10 protein-coding genes are annotated in these 15,737 nt (G+C 69.4%); 5 read left to right on the top strand and 5 right to left on the bottom strand.

Annotated elements, in window-relative coordinates:
• Positions 1 to 139: 139 nt before the first annotated feature.
• The 4 genes from AB4851_RS12995 to AB4851_RS12980 form a co-directional block, all read right to left on the bottom strand.
• Positions 140 to 2,653, bottom strand: a complete 2,514-nt coding sequence (locus AB4851_RS12995; RefSeq protein ID WP_414447542.1) for an ATP-dependent DNA helicase — start codon at positions 2,651 to 2,653, stop codon at positions 140 to 142.
• Complete coding sequence (locus AB4851_RS12990) at positions 2,650 to 4,320, bottom strand: VRR-NUC domain-containing protein (protein WP_414447541.1); 1,671 nt, start codon at positions 4,318 to 4,320, stop codon at positions 2,650 to 2,652. The genes AB4851_RS12995 and AB4851_RS12990 overlap by 4 nt, the downstream gene beginning before the upstream one ends.
• A gap of 398 nt (positions 4,321 to 4,718) precedes the next feature.
• The gene (cobF, locus tag AB4851_RS12985) at positions 4,719 to 5,486 is read right to left on the bottom strand and encodes a precorrin-6A synthase (deacetylating) (protein WP_414447540.1); all 768 of its coding nucleotides are present in this window, start codon (positions 5,484 to 5,486) and stop codon (positions 4,719 to 4,721) included.
• A 37-nt stretch (positions 5,487 to 5,523) separates the two neighbouring features.
• A complete protein-coding gene (locus AB4851_RS12980) occupies positions 5,524 to 6,084 on the bottom strand; it encodes a hypothetical protein (protein WP_414447539.1) in 561 nt (186 codons plus the stop codon).
• A gap of 208 nt (positions 6,085 to 6,292) precedes the next feature.
• Here AB4851_RS12980 and AB4851_RS12975 point away from each other — a divergent pair, with 208 nt between their 5' ends.
• Positions 6,293 to 6,772, top strand: coding sequence for a 2,4'-dihydroxyacetophenone dioxygenase family protein (locus AB4851_RS12975; protein ID WP_414447538.1), 480 nt, complete (start codon positions 6,293 to 6,295; stop codon positions 6,770 to 6,772).
• 42 nt (positions 6,773 to 6,814) lie between these two features.
• Here AB4851_RS12975 and AB4851_RS12970 read toward each other — a convergent pair whose 3' ends face one another.
• The gene (locus AB4851_RS12970) at positions 6,815 to 8,461 is read right to left on the bottom strand and encodes an acyl-CoA synthetase (protein WP_414447537.1); all 1,647 of its coding nucleotides are present in this window, start codon (positions 8,459 to 8,461) and stop codon (positions 6,815 to 6,817) included.
• 352 nt (positions 8,462 to 8,813) lie between these two features.
• Between AB4851_RS12970 and AB4851_RS12965 the strand changes: the two genes are divergently transcribed.
• The 4 genes from AB4851_RS12965 (at position 8,814) to AB4851_RS12950 (ending at position 15,733) form a co-directional block, all read left to right on the top strand.
• The gene (locus tag AB4851_RS12965) at positions 8,814 to 12,056 is read left to right on the top strand and encodes an efflux RND transporter permease subunit (RefSeq protein ID WP_414447536.1); all 3,243 of its coding nucleotides are present in this window, start codon (positions 8,814 to 8,816) and stop codon (positions 12,054 to 12,056) included.
• A gap of 31 nt (positions 12,057 to 12,087) precedes the next feature.
• Positions 12,088 to 13,476 (top strand): efflux RND transporter periplasmic adaptor subunit, encoded by a 1,389-nt coding sequence (locus tag AB4851_RS12960; protein ID WP_414447535.1) that lies wholly within the window; start codon positions 12,088 to 12,090, stop codon positions 13,474 to 13,476.
• Between the two features lie 125 nt (positions 13,477 to 13,601).
• Positions 13,602 to 15,041 carry an efflux transporter outer membrane subunit gene (locus AB4851_RS12955; protein ID WP_414449183.1) on the top strand — a complete coding sequence of 480 codons (1,440 nt, stop codon included), beginning with the start codon at positions 13,602 to 13,604 and terminating at the stop codon, positions 15,039 to 15,041.
• Entirely contained in the window at positions 15,038 to 15,733 is a 696-nt protein-coding gene (locus AB4851_RS12950; protein ID WP_414447534.1) for a heavy metal response regulator transcription factor, read from the top strand. The genes AB4851_RS12955 and AB4851_RS12950 overlap by 4 nt, the downstream gene beginning before the upstream one ends.
• Positions 15,734 to 15,737: the final 4 nt, after the last annotated feature.

The following is a 15,737-nucleotide window of genomic DNA, read 5'->3' as shown; positions in this document are numbered from 1 at the left end:
ACGATCTAATCCGGCAATCGCGATGATCAAATGGCCGGCATGTCTTTTTGTTCGGTGCACTCGGGTATCGACATCCTGCCTGCGCACCGCGGGCATATTGGAACACAGGTCGTCGCGATCGATGCCCCGCCGCGCCGCCTCAATCGATCCGCCACCATTTCGGCAGCAGCCGCTGCACCTCGCGCCGCCGATAACGGTCATCGATCAGGTGCACGACGCCCTCGTCGCGCTCGGTGCGGATCACGCGGCCGGCGGCTTGCACCACTTTCTGCACGCCCGGAAACAGATACATGTAGTCGTAGCCGCTGCCGAAGCGCGCATCGAGCGCGCGCCGCATCTGCTCGTTGACCGGGTTGACCTGCGGCAGCCCGAGCGTGGCGATGAACGCGCCGATCAGCTTGTCGCCCACCAGATCGATGCCTTCCGCGAACGCGCCGCCCAGCACGGCGAAGCCCACCCCCCGCCCGCCGTCGTGGAACCGCGCGAGAAACGCGTCGCGCGCGGCCTCGTCCATGCCGCGTTCCTGCATCCACACGGGCACGTCGGGATGGCGCTCGCGCATCAGTTCGACGACGCGCCGCAGGTAATCGAAGCTGCTCAGGAAGCCCAGATAGTTGCCGGGTCGCTCCGCGTATTGCCGCGCGATCAGTTCGACGATCGGCGCCAGCGAGCTGTCGCGGTCGCGCCAGCGCGTCGAGACATGCCCGGCCACGCGCACGGCCAGTTGCTCGGCGCGGAACGGCCCGTCGACGTCGAGCGACGGCGTGGCGTCCGGCAGCCCGAGCGTGTCGAGATAGAAATGGAACGGCGTCAGCGTGCCCGAGAACAGCACGGTGGCGCGCGCGAGCGCATGGCGCGGCGCGAGGAAATCGGCGGGAATCACGTTGCGCACGCACAGCACCGATTTGGCCTTGCCGCCACGCGAGCCGCGCACGCGCGCCGCCTCGCCCTCCACCAGCGTGGAATCGAAGATCGAATGGGTGTCGAACTGCTCGGCCAGATTGACGAAGTGCATCGCGTCGAACGCGAACTGCAGCACCTGCGGCTCGATCGACAGCGGCACGTCGGCCATCAGTTCGCTGACGCGGCCGATAAAGCGTTGCGCGGCCAGCAGCAGCGCCTGCGGCACCTTGTCGTGCACGAGGTAGCTTTCGGTCTGCTCGCGGTTCAGCGCGTTCCACTCGCGGTTCAGCCGTTCGAGCGGCGCGGCCAGCGCGGGCGTGGCGCGGCGCTTGGCGTCGGCCATGACGAACTGGTCGAGCGTCGCGCTGTACATGCCGCGCGCGCGGTCGAGCAGGTTGTGGGCCTCGTCGACCAGCACGCCGACCCGCCACTGATTCTGCACCGCCAGCGAGTGCAGCAGCGCGCTGCCGTCGTAGTAGTAGTTGTAGTCGCCGACGATCACGTCGCTCCAGCGCGCCAACTCTTGTGCGAGGTAGTACGGGCAGATGTCGTGGGCGAGCGCGACCTCGCGCACCGTCGCGCGGTCGAGCCGGTAGCGGGCCAGCGCGTCGGTGCGCGCGCCGTCGAGGCGGTCGAAGAAGCCGCGCGCGAGCGGGCACGATTCGCCGTGGCAGGCGCGGTCGGGGTGTTCGCAGGCCTTGTCGCGGGCGACCAGTTCGAGCGTGCGGAGCGGGAGGATGGGGGCTTCGGTGACGGTGGCTGCGGTTGCGGCGGCTGCGGCCTCCGGCCGGGATGCGGCTTCGGTCGCGGCCGGAGCATGCGCTTCGGCTTGTTTGACGGTTACGGTGGCTTGGGCTGCTTGGGCTGCTTCAGTGGCTTCGGCAGCTTCGGTGACTTCGGTGACTTCGGTGGCTTCAGCGGATTCAGCAGCTTCGGCCGCTTCACCGACCGAACCCGCCTGCACTGCCGCCGCCCGGTGCGCGCCGCGCAGCAGTTCCAGCGCGTCGAGCGCGAGCGCGCGGCCCGGCGTCTTGGCGGTCAGGAACAGCACGCGGTCGAGATAGCCGTCGCCGCACGCCCGCAGCATCGGGAACAGCGTGCCGACGGTCTTGCCGATGCCGGTGGGCGCCTGCGCGAGCAGCGCGCGGCCGTCGCGCGCCGCGCGATAGACGTCGGCCGCCAGCGCGCGCTGGCCGCTGCGAAACGCGCCGTGCGGAAACGGCAGCACGCGCAGCGCGGCGTCGCGCGCCTCGCGATGCGCAGCCTCGCTGGCGGCGAACACGGCGAAGCGCTCGCATTGCGATTCGAACCAGTCGCGCAGCGAATCCGCGCTGTGCGTCTCGGTCAGCACCGATTCGCGCTGCGAATCGACGTCGTAATAGACGATCGCCACCGTCAGGTTCGCCAGGTCGCGCATCTTGCAGAGCAGATGCCCGTAGACGCGCGCCTGCGCCCAATGCAGCGCGCGGTGGTTGGCCGGCATGCGGTTCAGGTCGCCGCGATAGGTCTTGATTTCCTCCAGACGGTTCAGCGCCGGATCGTAGCCGTCGGCGCGACCGCGCACGCTGACGCCGCCGTGCTCGCCGGTCAGCGCGATCTCGCGTTCGTAACCGTCGTCGCGACGCGACGTGACGATGCCGTGCCCGACGATGCCTTCCTGCGACGACGGAGCAGGCGTGAAACGCAGGTCGAGATCGCCGGCTTTCGCGGTGAACTCACACATCGCGCGCACGGCGACGGTGTAGTTCATGCGCAGCGCTCCTGCGCGGCGGGTTCGGCCCATTCGACGTCGATCACGCGCACCGGCACGCCGTGCGCGACGCAGTAGTCGAGCCAGCGGATCTGGTTGTCCTGGAGCCGGTCGCCCGGCCCTTTCACCTCGATCAGTTCGTAGCGGCGCTCGCCCGGCCAGAAGCGGATCAGGTCGGGCAGCCCGGAGCGGTTGATGCGCAGGTCGTCGAGCAGGCGCTCGAAACAGCGGCGCAGATGGCGCGGATCGATGCAGTCGAGCGCGAGCGCCAGCAGCGCGTCGTCGAGCGCGCCCCAGAACACGAACGGCGATTGCAGCCCGGCCTTCTCGCGATAGCGGCGCACGATGGTGTCGCGATACGCGCCGGTATCGAGTTCGGCCAGGCTCGCGTCGAGTTGCGCGGCGCGTCGCAACCGGAAATCGGGCGCGTGCAGATCGGCCGGGCCACGCTGGAACGGGTGAAAGAACGCGCCGGGCACGGCCGCGAACACCGCATCCCAGCACAGCAATCCGAACAACGAATTGATCAGCGTGTTCTCGACGTAATAAACGATCGCGCCGTCGCCGCTCAGGTGCGCGCCCACCGCCGTTTCGACCGAATGCGATCGGTCCGGCACCGCCAGCACCAGCGTCTCGCGTGCGGCCGGCGCGGCGGCCATTGCCCGCGCGCCGGGCCGGCCGGCACGCCGCAGCAGGCGAGGCATCATCCGCGCGATGCGCTGCCGCTCCTCCTCGTTTTCCGGTTGCGCGGCGGCCGTTTCGGCCAGCGCCAGCGCGTCGGCGTCGCGGCCGCAGCGCTCCAGCACGCGCACCTGGCGGTGGCGGCTGCCGGGCCACGCGCTCGCGCCGTAGGCCGCCAGCGCGCCGGCCCAATCCTCGCGACGCTCGCATGCGTTGCCGATCTGGTGCAGCAGCTTGGCGCGGCGCGTGCCGAGCCAGGGCTGCGGGCAATCGATCGCGTTGACGTGGCTTGTCAGCGTGTCGAGCGGCATGGCTTCGGGCCACACATCGAGCGCGTCGCGCAAGACGAACAGCGCGAGATACGCATCGACGTCGGCGCGTTGCTGGAACGCGCGCGAAGACGGCGCCAATTCGACACGTTCGTACTGGAACACGCCGAGATCGGCCAGCACGAATTCCGACCAGTCCTGATGGAGATTGCCGAAGAACATCAGCCGCAGCCGGTCGCACAGCGCGCCGACGCGCACTTCCAGCACGCGATCGCCGGTGGCGGGCAGCCAGGCCTCGAACGCCTGTTCGGCGCTGTGTTCAGCGCGTAGCGCGTCGAGCCATTCGGCCTTGCGCGCGCCCTTCGGCGCGGCGAAGCGCTGGCTCAGTTCCGGGCGCGTTGCAAGCGCGAACACGCCGTCGAGCGTCAACGCGGGCGCTGCGTCGACCCAGCCGAGCGCCACCAGCGGCGCGGCGGCGGCCGGCGTCGCGCCGATCTCGTCGTAGGCCAGCTTGCTTTCGCGGAAATACGGGCCGCTGCGCATCAGCATGCGCACGAGCAGCGCGCGCGATGGCTGCGGCAAGGCTGCGAATGCTTCCAGGAAGCCGAGTTCGGCGGCGTCGAACAGATCGTCGTAGCGGGCGGCAAGCCAGGCCAGGGCGCGCTCGAAATTGTCGAGGTAGTAGAAGGCGTACGGGGTGGGGACGACGGGGGGCACGGGGTTCGGGTGGAGCTTCGTGTCAGACGGTGCATCGGCTGCGGTGACGGCCAATAAGGGCTGGATCAGGGCATCCAGGCGGCCGAAGCACACAGCATAGCGTGCGGCCCAGATCCTGACACGCGATTCCTCGGTGCCGACCGTCGAGCCGTGAGCTTGCTATTTGTCACCGAATCGATGCACGTCATTCCGCCCGCGCCCGCACCGATTTGCTTAAAAATGAGCGCTGCCTGGCCCGTTACCGGATTTCGCCCGCGACATGGACGATTCACGCCGCCCGCTGCTTGCCGCCGCGGCTGACTCGGTGCCCCGGGCCGCGAGTCAGCGTCGTGGCCGAAGCTGTTCGCAGGCGGGGCAAGGAAAAATCGCCGGTTCAGCCGAGACGTGCGCCGCCCGCGTCAGTCCCCCGACGGCACGCGCCGCTTCAACAAATACGTATCCATGATCCACCCATGCCGCGCCCGCGCCTCGGCCCGCACCCGTACGATCTCGTCCTTCGTGTCGGCCAGCGGCCCCGCCAGCAAAATCTCATCCGGCGTACCAACATACGCGCCCCAATAAATATCCACCTCATCCTCCACCCGCTCGAACGCATTGCGCGCATCGAGCATCACCACCACGCTGTCCGCCTCCTCGGGCAAACGCGCCGGCAGCGTGCGGCCGTTGACGATCGCCACGCCGCGACCGATCTCGTTGAGCGGCACGCGGTGCCGCGCGGCCAGCGCCTGCACGCTGCTGATGCCGGGGATCACCTCGTAATCGATTTCGTGCCGGCCGCCCGCCGCGATCGCGCCGACGATCCGCATCGTGCTGTCGTAGAGCGCCGGGTCGCCCCACACGAGGAACGCGCCGCATTGGCCGTCGCGCAGTTCGTCGCCGATCAACCGCTCGAACAGTTGCTGCTTGTCGCGATTCAGCGCCGCGACCGCGTCGGCGTAGCTGTCGCCGTCCGGGCCGCGCTCGGGGCTGGCGGCCTCCACCACGCGATAACCGCCGTCGGGCCGATGGCGCGCCAGCATCGCGTGGCGCAGCGCAACCAGCGTCGCCTTGGCCGGGCCTTTGTCCATGACGAAGAACACGTCGGCGCGGCGCATCGCGTCGACGGCCTGCAAGGTCAGATGATCGGGATCGCCGCTGCCGATACCGATGACGAGAATGCGCTTCATGGGCGGCTCCGAAGTGGCTGAGGCGGAAACGCGCAGTCTAAACGGTCCGGGGCGCCGGTTTGCCGGCCGACGGCAGCGACACCGGCGAGCGGCGCTCGCGCGGCGCAACGAACTCGCGCGGGCCGGCCCCGGCCAGTTCGAAATAGACGGCCGCGCCGGCGCGCAGGTCGACGATGCGGAACGCACCCCACGGGTTGAAGACCACGCCGTGCGAGATCAGGTCGATCCGCTTCGAGCCGTCGCGGTAGCACAGCGTGGTAGCGTCGTGCAACTCGGGCACGGTCCAGCCGGCAAGGCCGGCGCGCGCCATCGCGGCGAGGATCGCGTCGCGCGCCGCATCGGCCGAATCGGGCAGCGGCGCGATGCGCGACAGCTCGGTGCGCAACCGCCCGAGCCGTTCGACCGTTTCGCCACGACGCGCCGTCACCGCGCCGCGCGGGCGATGGGTGTCGGCGGCCAACGTTTTCAGCGCGGCGATCCGGCCGCCCGGCGCGCCCGCAGCGTCAGCGCCGCGCGCTTGCGTCATGCTCGACGACGCACCGTCCGGCAAGGACGGCGCATCGGCGGCAGGCAGGCGAAGGGATGGGATTCGGGTCATCGGTCGGGCTGGCGCGGCAACGGCCGGCCGCGCCGACCACCGGCGGGCGGCATTGCCGCGTGCCCCTGTATAACGCCGAACGCGCCGCGAGGCGCCGGCCGATCCGAACCGGCAGCGCGCAGCACGAAGCGGCGGCGGCAACAGGAAGCGCAGCGCGGCCGCTCTGCGATAATCGCGGCTCCCGCTCTCCCTCCCCGTCGATACCGCCATGACCGAAGCCGCCGCCGCCTTGCCGCCGATCCACTGCCTGCAACACGACGACCTGCCGTGGCTGCCGATGGCCGACGCGCTGCCGGGCCTGGCGATCAAGTACCTCCATATCGATGCGGCCCGCGACGAGCTGACGGTGCTGCTGCGCATGCCGGTCGGCACGACGCTGCCGCGCCATCGTCACGAGGGCACGGTGTTCGTCTATACGCTGGAAGGCGAATGGCGCTACCGCGAATACGATTGGATCGCGCGCGCCGGCAGCACGGTGCTGGAGCCGGCCGGCTCGGTGCACACGCCGGAAACGGTCGCCTCGCCGACCGGCAACGTGATCACGTTCAACGTGATGCGCGGCGATCTGGTGCTGCTCGACGACGCGGGCCGCGACGTGGCCCGCGAGAACTGTCGCGTCGCGCTGCTGCGTCAGCGCCGCCATGCACGCACCGCGCCCGACGCGGCGGCGCCGTTCGTCACGCGCTGATCCGGCGCGGCGCGCCGCAACAGCCGGACACGCCGCCCGCGCTCAATCCCCCGCCACGTCGATCGCCGCATCCGAACGCAACTGCGTGCGCAACTGGAATTTCTGGATCTTGCCGGTCGAGGTTTTCGGCAGCTCGCCAAAACGCACCGCCTTCGGCATCTTGTAGCCGGCCAACAACGCGCGGCAATGCGCGAGGATCTCCTCCTCGGTGGCCGTCATGCCCTCGCGCAACTCGACGAACGCGCACGGCACCTCGCCCCATTTCGGATCGGGCAGCGCCACCACGGCCGCCACCGCCACGGCCGGATGCCGATACAGCACGTCCTCCAGCTCGATGCTCGAAATGTTCTCGCCGCCGGAAATGATGATGTCCTTGCGGCGATCCTTGATGCGGATATAGCCGTCCGGCATCAGCACGCCGAGATCGCCGGTATGGAACCAGCCGCCGGCGAACGCTTCGTCGGTGGCGCGCGGGTTCTTCAGATAGCCCTTCATGCAGATGTTGCCGCGAAACATGATCTCGCCGAGCGTCTCGCCGTCGGCCGGCACCGGCGTCATGGTGTCCGGATCGAGCACGGTCGCGCCGGCCTGCAGGTGGTAGCGCACGCCCTGGCGCGCCGTCAGGCGCGCCACCTCCTCGTCGGGCAACGCGGCCCAGCCGTCCTGCACGGCGCACACGGTGGCCGGCCCGTATACCTCGGTCAATCCGTATACATGGGTCAGTGCGAAGCCGATCGACTTCATCCGCGCGATCACGGCCGGCGCGGGCGCGGCGCCCGCCACCTGCGCCTGCACCACGTGATCGATGCCCGCGCGCCATTCGGCCGGCGCATTGGCCAGCGTGCTGTGCACGATCGGCGCGCCGCTGTAGTGGGTGACGCCCTCGCGGCGGATCAGGTCGAACACGGTGCGCGCGTCGAACTTGCGCAGGCAGACGTTGACGCCCGCGCGCGCCGCCACGGCCCACGGGAAGCACCAGCCGTTGCAATGGAACATCGGCAGCGTCCACAGGTAGATCGCGTGCTTGGGCATGTCCCATTCCAACAGATTGGACAGCGCGGCCAGATAGGCGCCGCGATGGTGATACACCACGCCCTTCGGATCGCCGGTGGTGCCCGACGTGTAGTTCAGCGCGATGGCGTCCCATTCGTCGGCAGGCGGTGACCACGGCGTGTTCGGGTCGCCGCCCGCGATGAACGCCTCGTAGTCGGTCGCGCCGGCGAAGCTGGCGGGGTCGGCCGGCATCGCGTCGGCCACGCTGACGATCCGCAGCCCCGGCAGCTCCTCGGCCGCGCGCCGCGCGACTTCGGCATATTCGGTATCGACGATCAGCAGCTTCGCCTCGCCATGACGCAGCACGAACAGCACCGACGCCGCGTCGAGCCGCGTGTTGATCGCGTTGAGCACCGCGCCGGTCATCGGCACGCCGAAGTGCGCGTCGAGCATCGGCGGGATGTTCGGCAACAGCGCGGCCACCGTGTCGCCGCGCCGGATGCCGGCCTGCGTCAGCGCGCCGGCCAGGCGGCGGGCGCGCGCATAGGCTTCGGCCCAGGTATAGCGCTGCGCGCCGTGCACCACGGCGAGCCGGTCGCCGTACACCTCGGCCGCGCGCGCGATGAAATCGGTCGGCGTGAGCGGCACGTAGTTCGCGTCGCGCCGGCCCAGCCCATCCTCGAACAACTGCGTCATGACTGCGTCTCCCGCGGGCTCGGCCCGCTCGTTATCGGCGATATCGGCCGGTTTCGAAATGTGTCAGGCTACTCGGCGCATTGTGGGGCGTCCGTCATGGAAACGACAGGCTCGCGCCAGACCAACCCACGTTATCCCTGAGATCGCTAACCCTGACCCCATGACCGCCGCCGCCCGCCCAGCCGCCACCCGCCTGCCCCACGGCCCCGCGCGGCCTGGCTGCCCGCCGATCGCGCCCGCCGCTTCCTGACAATTCAGCCATCCTGGCGTCAGGAAAGCGCCCCGGCCACCTGACTATCATCCAGTCCCGACCTTACACCCCACCCTCCGAGCCGCCCCCCCGCCTGCCTCCATGTGGATCGTCAATCTCGCGCTGCGCCGCCCGTACACGTTCATCGTGATGGCCATCATGATCCTGCTCGCGACGCCGCTGGCGCTGGTCAGGACGCCCACCGACGTGCTGCCCTCGATCGATATCCCGGTCATCAGCGTGATCTGGAATTACAGCGGCTTCTCGGCGCGCGACATGGCCGAGCGCATCACCTCGGTCCATGAACGCACGCTGACCACCACCGTCAGCAATATCGAGCACATCGAATCGCAGACGCTGCCCGGCATCGCCATCGTCAAGGTGTTCCTGCAACCGGGTGCGAATACCCAGACTGCGATCGCACAGACGGTCTCGTCGGCCCAGTCGATCGTGCGGCAGATGCCGCCCGGCGCCACGCCGCCGCTCGTGATCAGCTATTCGGCGTCGAGCATTCCGGTGCTGCAACTGGGGCTGTCGAGCTCGTCGCTGAGCGAGGAATCGCTGGCCGACATCGCGCTGAACTTCCTGCGCCCGCAACTGATCACGGTGCGCGGCGTGCAGATCCCCTATCCGTACGGCGGGCGCACCCGCGTGATCTCGGTCGACCTCGACATGCAGGCGCTGATGGCCAAGGGCCTGACGCCGTCCGACATCGTCAATGCGGTGGGGGTGCAGAACCTGATCCTGCCCACCGGCACCGCCAAGATCGGGCCGACCGAATATCGCGTCGGCACCAACGCCTCGCCCGACTCGGTGGCCGAGCTGAACCGCCTGCCGGTGCGCACCCAGAACGGCGCGACCATCTATCTGGCGGACGTGGCGCACGTGCGCGACGGCTTCTCGCCGCAAACCAACATCGTGCGCAAGGACGGCCAGCGCGGCGTGCTGGTGTCGATCATGAAGACGGGTGACGCGTCCACGCTGCAGGTGGTGAACGCGCTGAAGACGCTGCTGCCGAGCGTCGAGGCCACGCTGCCGGCCGACCTGAAGATCAGTTCGCTGTTCGATCAGTCGGTGTTCGTGAAGGCGGCGGTGCAGGGGGTGATCCACGAGGCGCTGATCGCGGCGCTGCTGACGGCGATGATGATCCTGCTGTTCCTCGGCAACTGGCGCAGCACGCTGATCATCGCGATCTCGATCCCGCTGTCGATCTTCACGTCGATCCTGGCGCTGGCCGCGCTGGGCCAGACCATCAACATCATGACGCTCGGCGGGCTGGCGCTCGCGGTCGGGATTCTGGTGGACGACGCCACAGTGACGATCGAGAACATCGAGCGCCACCTGCACCTGGGCACCGGGCTGCGCCAGGCGATCCTCGACGGCGCGGGCGAGATCGCGGTGCCGGCGCTGGTGTCCACGCTGTGCATCTGCATCGTGTTCGTGCCGATGTTCTTCCTGACCGGCGTGGCGCGCTACCTGTTCGTGCCGCTGGCCGAGGCGGTGGTGTTCGCGATGCTGGCCTCCTACGTGCTGTCGCGCACGCTGGTGCCGACCATGGCGATGCTGCTGTTCCGGCGCGACGCGGCCCATGCGCCGGCCGCGCACGGCGCCGATGGCGCCGATGGAGCCAACAGCGCCAACGCCACGGCCGCCGACGCGACGCATGCGCCGGCCCGCCGCCCGTCGCGTTTCGCGCGCATCCATCACGGCTTCGACCGCGCGTTCGAGCGCCTGCGCGCCGGCTATATCGTGCTGCTCGGCATGCTGATCGTGCGCCGCCGCGCGGCCGCCATCGCGTTCCTCGGCTTCTGCGTGCTGTCCACGGGCCTGATCTTCGTGCTGGGCCGCGATTTCTTCCCGAGCGTCGACGCCGGCAACATCCGCCTGCACATGCGCGCGCAAACGGGCATCCGCATCGAGGAAACCGCGCGGCTGGCCGATCAGGTCGAGAAGGTGGTGCGCGAGGTGGTGCCGGCCGACCAGCTCGAAACCATCGTCGACAACCTCGGCCTGCCGTCGAGCGGCATCAACCTGTCGTACAGCAACGCCGGCACGATCGGCACGCTGGACGGCGAGATCATGATCGCGCTGAAGGAAGGCCACCCGCCGGCGAACGGCTATGTCGAGACGCTGCGCCGCGTGCTGCCCGAGCGCTTCCCGGGCGTGGAGTTCTTCTTCCAGCCGTCCGACATCGTCACGCAGATCCTCAACTTCGGCCAGCCGGCCGCGATCGACGTGCAATTGCAGGGCAACGACACCAGCTCGAACATGGCGATCGCGAGCCGCCTGCTCAAGCGCGTGCGCACCGTGCCGGGCGCGGTGGACGCGCACATCCTGCAGCGCATCGACGAGCCGACGCTGACGGCCTACATGGATCGCACGCGGATGCAGGAGTTGAACCTGTCGGCGCAGAACGTCGCGCAGAACATGCTGATCTCGCTGGCCGGCACCTCGCAGACCACGCCGACGTTCTGGGTCAATCCGCAAACCGGCGTGCAATACCCGCTGACGATCCAGACGCCGCAATACCAGATCCACTCGGTCGGCGACCTGCTCAGTACGCCGATCGCGGCCTCGGGTGCGCCCGGCACGCCGTACCAGTTGCTGGCCAACCTGGCCGAGTTGAAGCGCGGCGTCGATCCGGCGGTGGTCACGCACTACAACATCCGTCCGGTGACGGACCTGTACGTCAGCGTGGACGGGCGCGACCTCGGCGGCGTGGCGTCCGACATCGACGGGATCGTCAGCGAGGCCCGCAAGACGCTGCCGCGCGGCACCACCATCACGCTGCGCGGCCAGGTGGACACCATGCGCAGCTCGTATTTCGGGCTCGGCGCGGGCGTGGCGATGGCGATCGTGCTGGTGTATCTGCTGATCGTCGTGAACTTCCAGTCGTGGATCGACCCGCTGATCATCATCAGCGCGATGCCGGCGGCGCTGGCGGGCATCGCCTGGATGCTGTTCGTGACGGGCACCCACCTGAGCGTGCCGGCGCTGACCGGCGCGATCATGACGGTGGGCGTGGCCACCGCGAACTCGATCCTGGTGGTGTCGTTCGCGCGGCAGCGGCTCGATGCCGGCGTGCCGGCGCTGTCGGCCGCGCTCGAGGCGGGCGCGACGCGAATCCGCCCGGTCATGATGACCGCGCTGGCCATGATCATCGGCATGATCCCGATGGCGCTCGGGCTGGGCGAAGGCGCGGAGCAGAACGCCCCGCTCGGCCGCGCCGTGATCGGCGGGCTGCTGTTCGCCACCGTTTCGACGCTGTTTTTCGTCCCGCTGGTGTTCGCGGGCGTGCATCATCGCCTGGCGAAACGGCGCGCGCATCGCGCCGAAGCGTCCTGACCCCTGGATTCGTTTTAGACCGGTTGAACTCATGGAAGAGAAACGTCATAGCGCCGTCGGGCTGCACGTCGAGGAATCGGGGCTGGACCTGCCCGCCCGCACCGCCGTGCGCCGGCGCACCAAGCTCGCGCTGATCGTGACCGGCGTGGTGCTGGCCGTGCTGGCGGCGCGCACGCTGGTGGCCGATTACTTCAATCACGGCAAGCTCGACAAGCTGGCCGAACAGAACGCGCGCCAGTACGTCATGGTGGTCACGCCGAGCCCGGCGACCGGCGACACGCGGCTGGCGCTGCCAGGCTCGCTGCGCGGCTATGTGGAAGCGCCGATCTACGCACGCGCGAGCGGCTACGTGGCGCGCTGGGACGTGGATATCGGCACGCATGTGAAGGCCGGCCAGGTGCTGGCCGAGCTCGATACGCCGGAAGTCGACCAGGAATTCGCGCAGGCGGTGGCGCAGCGCCAGCAGGTGCAATCGTCGCAGGCGCTGGCCCGCACCTCGTTCGACCGCGCGCAGCAACTGCGCCAGCGCGACGCCGTCTCGCAGCAGGAACTCGACGACCGCCAGGGCGCCTTCAATCAGGCCGTCGCGAACCTGGCCGCGGCCGAGGCGAACGTGCGCCGCCTGACCGAGCTGAAGGGCTTCCAGAAGATCGTCGCGCCGGTGGACGGGGTGGTCACGCAGCGCAATATCGACGTGGGCGACCTGATCAACGCGGGCAACAGCGGCACCGGGCGCGCGCTGTTCATGGTCACGCAGGCGGACCGGCTGCGGCTCTACGTGCGCGTGCCGCAAACCTACGCGCAGCAGATCAGGATCGGCCAGCACGTGGCCGTCACGCAAACCGAGCTGCCGGGCCAGACCTTCGACGGCACCGTCACGCACACCGCGCGCGCCATCGACGTGGCCACCCGCACGCTGCAGATCGAGATCACGCTGCCCAACCAGGACGGCCGCCTGCTGCCGGGCGCCTACGTAAAGGCGACGCTGCCGATGGCGGCGGTCGGCACGCTGACGGTGCCCGCCAACACGCTGCTGTTCCGCGCCGAAGGGCCGACGCTGGCCGTGGTGGACGCCAACGGCCGGGTCACGCTGCGGCCGGTGCGGATCGCCCGCACGCTCGGCAAGTCGCTGGAACTCGACGAAGGCATCGAGGCGGGTGATCGGATCGTGCTGAATCCGAGCGATTCGCTGGCGAACGGCGACTTGGTGGTGGTGAAGGGAACGGTGGCCGGGAGCGGCAAGGCGGCTTCGTCGGCGGCCGCCGGTTCGGGTGCTTCGGGTGCTTCGGGTGCTTCGGGTGCTTCGGGTGCTTCGGGTGCTTCGGGCGCTTCGGGTGCTTCCGGTGCTTCCGGTGCTTCCGGTGCTTCGAACGTTTCGGGCGTTTCGAATGCTGCGACTGCTTCAGGGGCCGGAGCGTGAACGCCGTGCTTCGCACTTCGGGCCGGCTCGCGCGCGTCGCATCGGCGCGTGCGCTGGATGGCGATTCGCCGCCATCGCCGCACAAGCGCCAACGGTTTTCAGCCCCCCTCGCCCGCCGCGCCGCCCTGACCGCCCTCGCCGCCACGTCCCCCCTGTGGCTGGCCGCCTGCACGGTCGGCCCCGATTACCATCGCCCGGCCGTCGACACGCCCGACACCTGGCAAACGCCGGCCGACGACACCTACTGGCAACGCGCCCGCCCGTCCCACGCGGCGCTCACGCCCGACTGGTGGACCGTGTTCGACGATTCGCTGCTGAACCAGCTCGAAACGCAGGCACTGGCCGCCAACCAGACGCTGGCCGCCGCCGCCGCCCACTACGCGCAGGCCCGCGCCACGCTGGCCTCGACCTCGGCCGCGCAACTGCCGGCGATCGGCCTGAACACCGGTGCGAGCCGTTCGCGGATCTCGGCCGACCGCCCGCTGACCAACTACGCGCAGACCAACCACTCGACGGTCCAGAACGACACGCAGTTCGGCGCCGCGGCCAGCTACGAACTCGACCTGTTCGGCCGCATCCGCCGCACCGTGGAGGCCGCGCAGGCCGGCGCCGAGCAATCCGCCGACGATCTCGCCAATGCCCGCCTCGTGCTGACGGCCGATCTCGCGACTGCCTACCTGTCGCTGCGCGAAACCGATGCCGAGATCGACGTCCTGAGCCGCTCGGTGGCGCTGCAGCAGAAAGCGCTCGATTTCGTCAGCGCGCAGCATGAACTGGGCGCGGTATCGGGGCTCGATCTGCTCCAGCAGCGCGCCCAGCTCGACGCGACGAAAACCCAGGCGCAACTGCTGCGCAACACGCGGCAACAATACGAGCACGCGATCGCCACGCTGACCGGCACGCCCGCACCGTCGTTCTCGATCGCGCCCCGCGTGCAGCCGCTGAACGCGCCCGCGCTGCCGCCGGGCCTGCCGAGCGAGGTGTTGCAGCGCCGGCCCGACGTGGCGTCGGCCGAGCGTGCGATGGCCGCCGCCAACGCGCAGATCGGCGTGGCGCGCGCCGCGTACTTTCCGCGCCTGACGCTGTCGCCCGACATCGGCTGGGAAGCCACCCGCTTCGCCAGCTTGTTCTCGGTGCCGTCGCTGGTCTGGTCGGTGGGGGCGTCGGTGTCGCAGCCGATCTTCTCGGGTGGCCGGCTCAAGGCCGGCGTGGATTACGCGCAGGCCGGCTACGCGGCCGCGCAGGCCAATTACCGCCAAACCGTGCTGACCGCGTTCCAGGAAGTGCAGAACGCCGTCACCGGCCTGTCGACGCTCGACGAGGCCAGCCGCCGCGCACGCGCCGGCGTGGACGATTCGCGCCAGCTCGTCTCGCTCGCGCGCGACCGCTATGCGGGCGGCCTGACCGCCTACATCGACGTGATCAGCGCGCAACAGCAGTTGCTCACCAGCGAGCGCCAGGAGGTGCAGATTCGTGGTCAACGGGCCGCGCTGGTGGTATATCTCGCAAAAGCGCTCGGCGGCGGCTGGTCCGCCTCCGAGCCAGCCAACGGGAAATCCGAATGAAAGTATTGATCGTCGAAGACGAACCGAAGGTCGTCGATTACCTGAGAAGCGGGCTGTCGGAAGAAGGCTGGGTGGTGGATATCGCCACCGACGGCGAGGACGGCGCCTGGAAAGCGGTCGAATACGACTACGACGTGGTGGTGCTCGACGTCATGCTGCCGAAGATCGACGGCTTCGGCGTGCTGCGCGCGCTGCGTGCGCAGAAGGACACCCCGGTCATCATGCTGACCGCGCGCGACCGCGTGGACGACCGCGTGCGCGGCCTGCGCGGCGGTGCCGACGACTACCTGACCAAGCCGTTCTCGTTCCTCGAACTGATCGAACGCCTGCGCGCGCTGACGCGCCGCGCGCGCGTGCAGGAATCGACGCTGATCTCGATCGGCGACCTGCGGGTGGACCTGATCAGCCGCCGCGCCTCGCGCAACGGCATCCGCCTCGATCTGACCGCGCAGGAATTCCAGTTGCTCGGCGTGCTGGCGCGCCGGCGCGGCGAGGTGCTGTCGAAGACGACCATCACGGAACTCGTGTGGGACGTCAATTTCGACAGCAATGCGAACGTGGTGGAAACCGCCATCAAGCGCCTGCGCGCCAAGCTGGACGGCCCGTATTCCGACAAGCTGCTGCATACCATCCGCGGGATGGGCTACGTGCTCGAAGTGCGCGACGAGCCGGAAGCCGACCTGCGTCGCTGAGGGC

The organism is Burkholderia sp. 22PA0099 (genome assembly GCF_047497165.1).
Classification (GTDB): Bacteria; Pseudomonadota; Gammaproteobacteria; order Burkholderiales; family Burkholderiaceae; genus Burkholderia.
The sequence above is the reverse complement of the archived record's forward strand: the minus strand, read 5'-3'. Positions and strand labels throughout refer to the sequence as shown.

Excerpts from the sequence above, each read along its gene's own strand:
- AB4851_RS12995 (WP_414447542.1), bottom strand. The coding sequence starts at position 2,653 with ATGAACTACACCGTCGCCGTGCGCGCGATGTGTGAGTTCACCGCGAAA.
- AB4851_RS12975 (WP_414447538.1), top strand. The coding sequence starts at position 6,293 with ATGACCGAAGCCGCCGCCGCCTTGCCGCCGATCCACTGCCTGCAACAC.
- AB4851_RS12970 (WP_414447537.1), bottom strand. The coding sequence starts at position 8,461 with ATGACGCAGTTGTTCGAGGATGGGCTGGGCCGGCGCGACGCGAACTAC.
- AB4851_RS12960 (WP_414447535.1), top strand. The coding sequence starts at position 12,088 with ATGGAAGAGAAACGTCATAGCGCCGTCGGGCTGCACGTCGAGGAATCG.
- AB4851_RS12950 (WP_414447534.1), top strand. The coding sequence starts at position 15,038 with ATGAAAGTATTGATCGTCGAAGACGAACCGAAGGTCGTCGATTACCTG.
- AB4851_RS12980 (WP_414447539.1), bottom strand. The coding sequence starts at position 6,084 with ATGACCCGAATCCCATCCCTTCGCCTGCCTGCCGCCGATGCGCCGTCC.
- AB4851_RS12965 (WP_414447536.1), top strand. The coding sequence starts at position 8,814 with ATGTGGATCGTCAATCTCGCGCTGCGCCGCCCGTACACGTTCATCGTG.
- cobF (WP_414447540.1), bottom strand. The coding sequence starts at position 5,486 with ATGAAGCGCATTCTCGTCATCGGTATCGGCAGCGGCGATCCCGATCAT.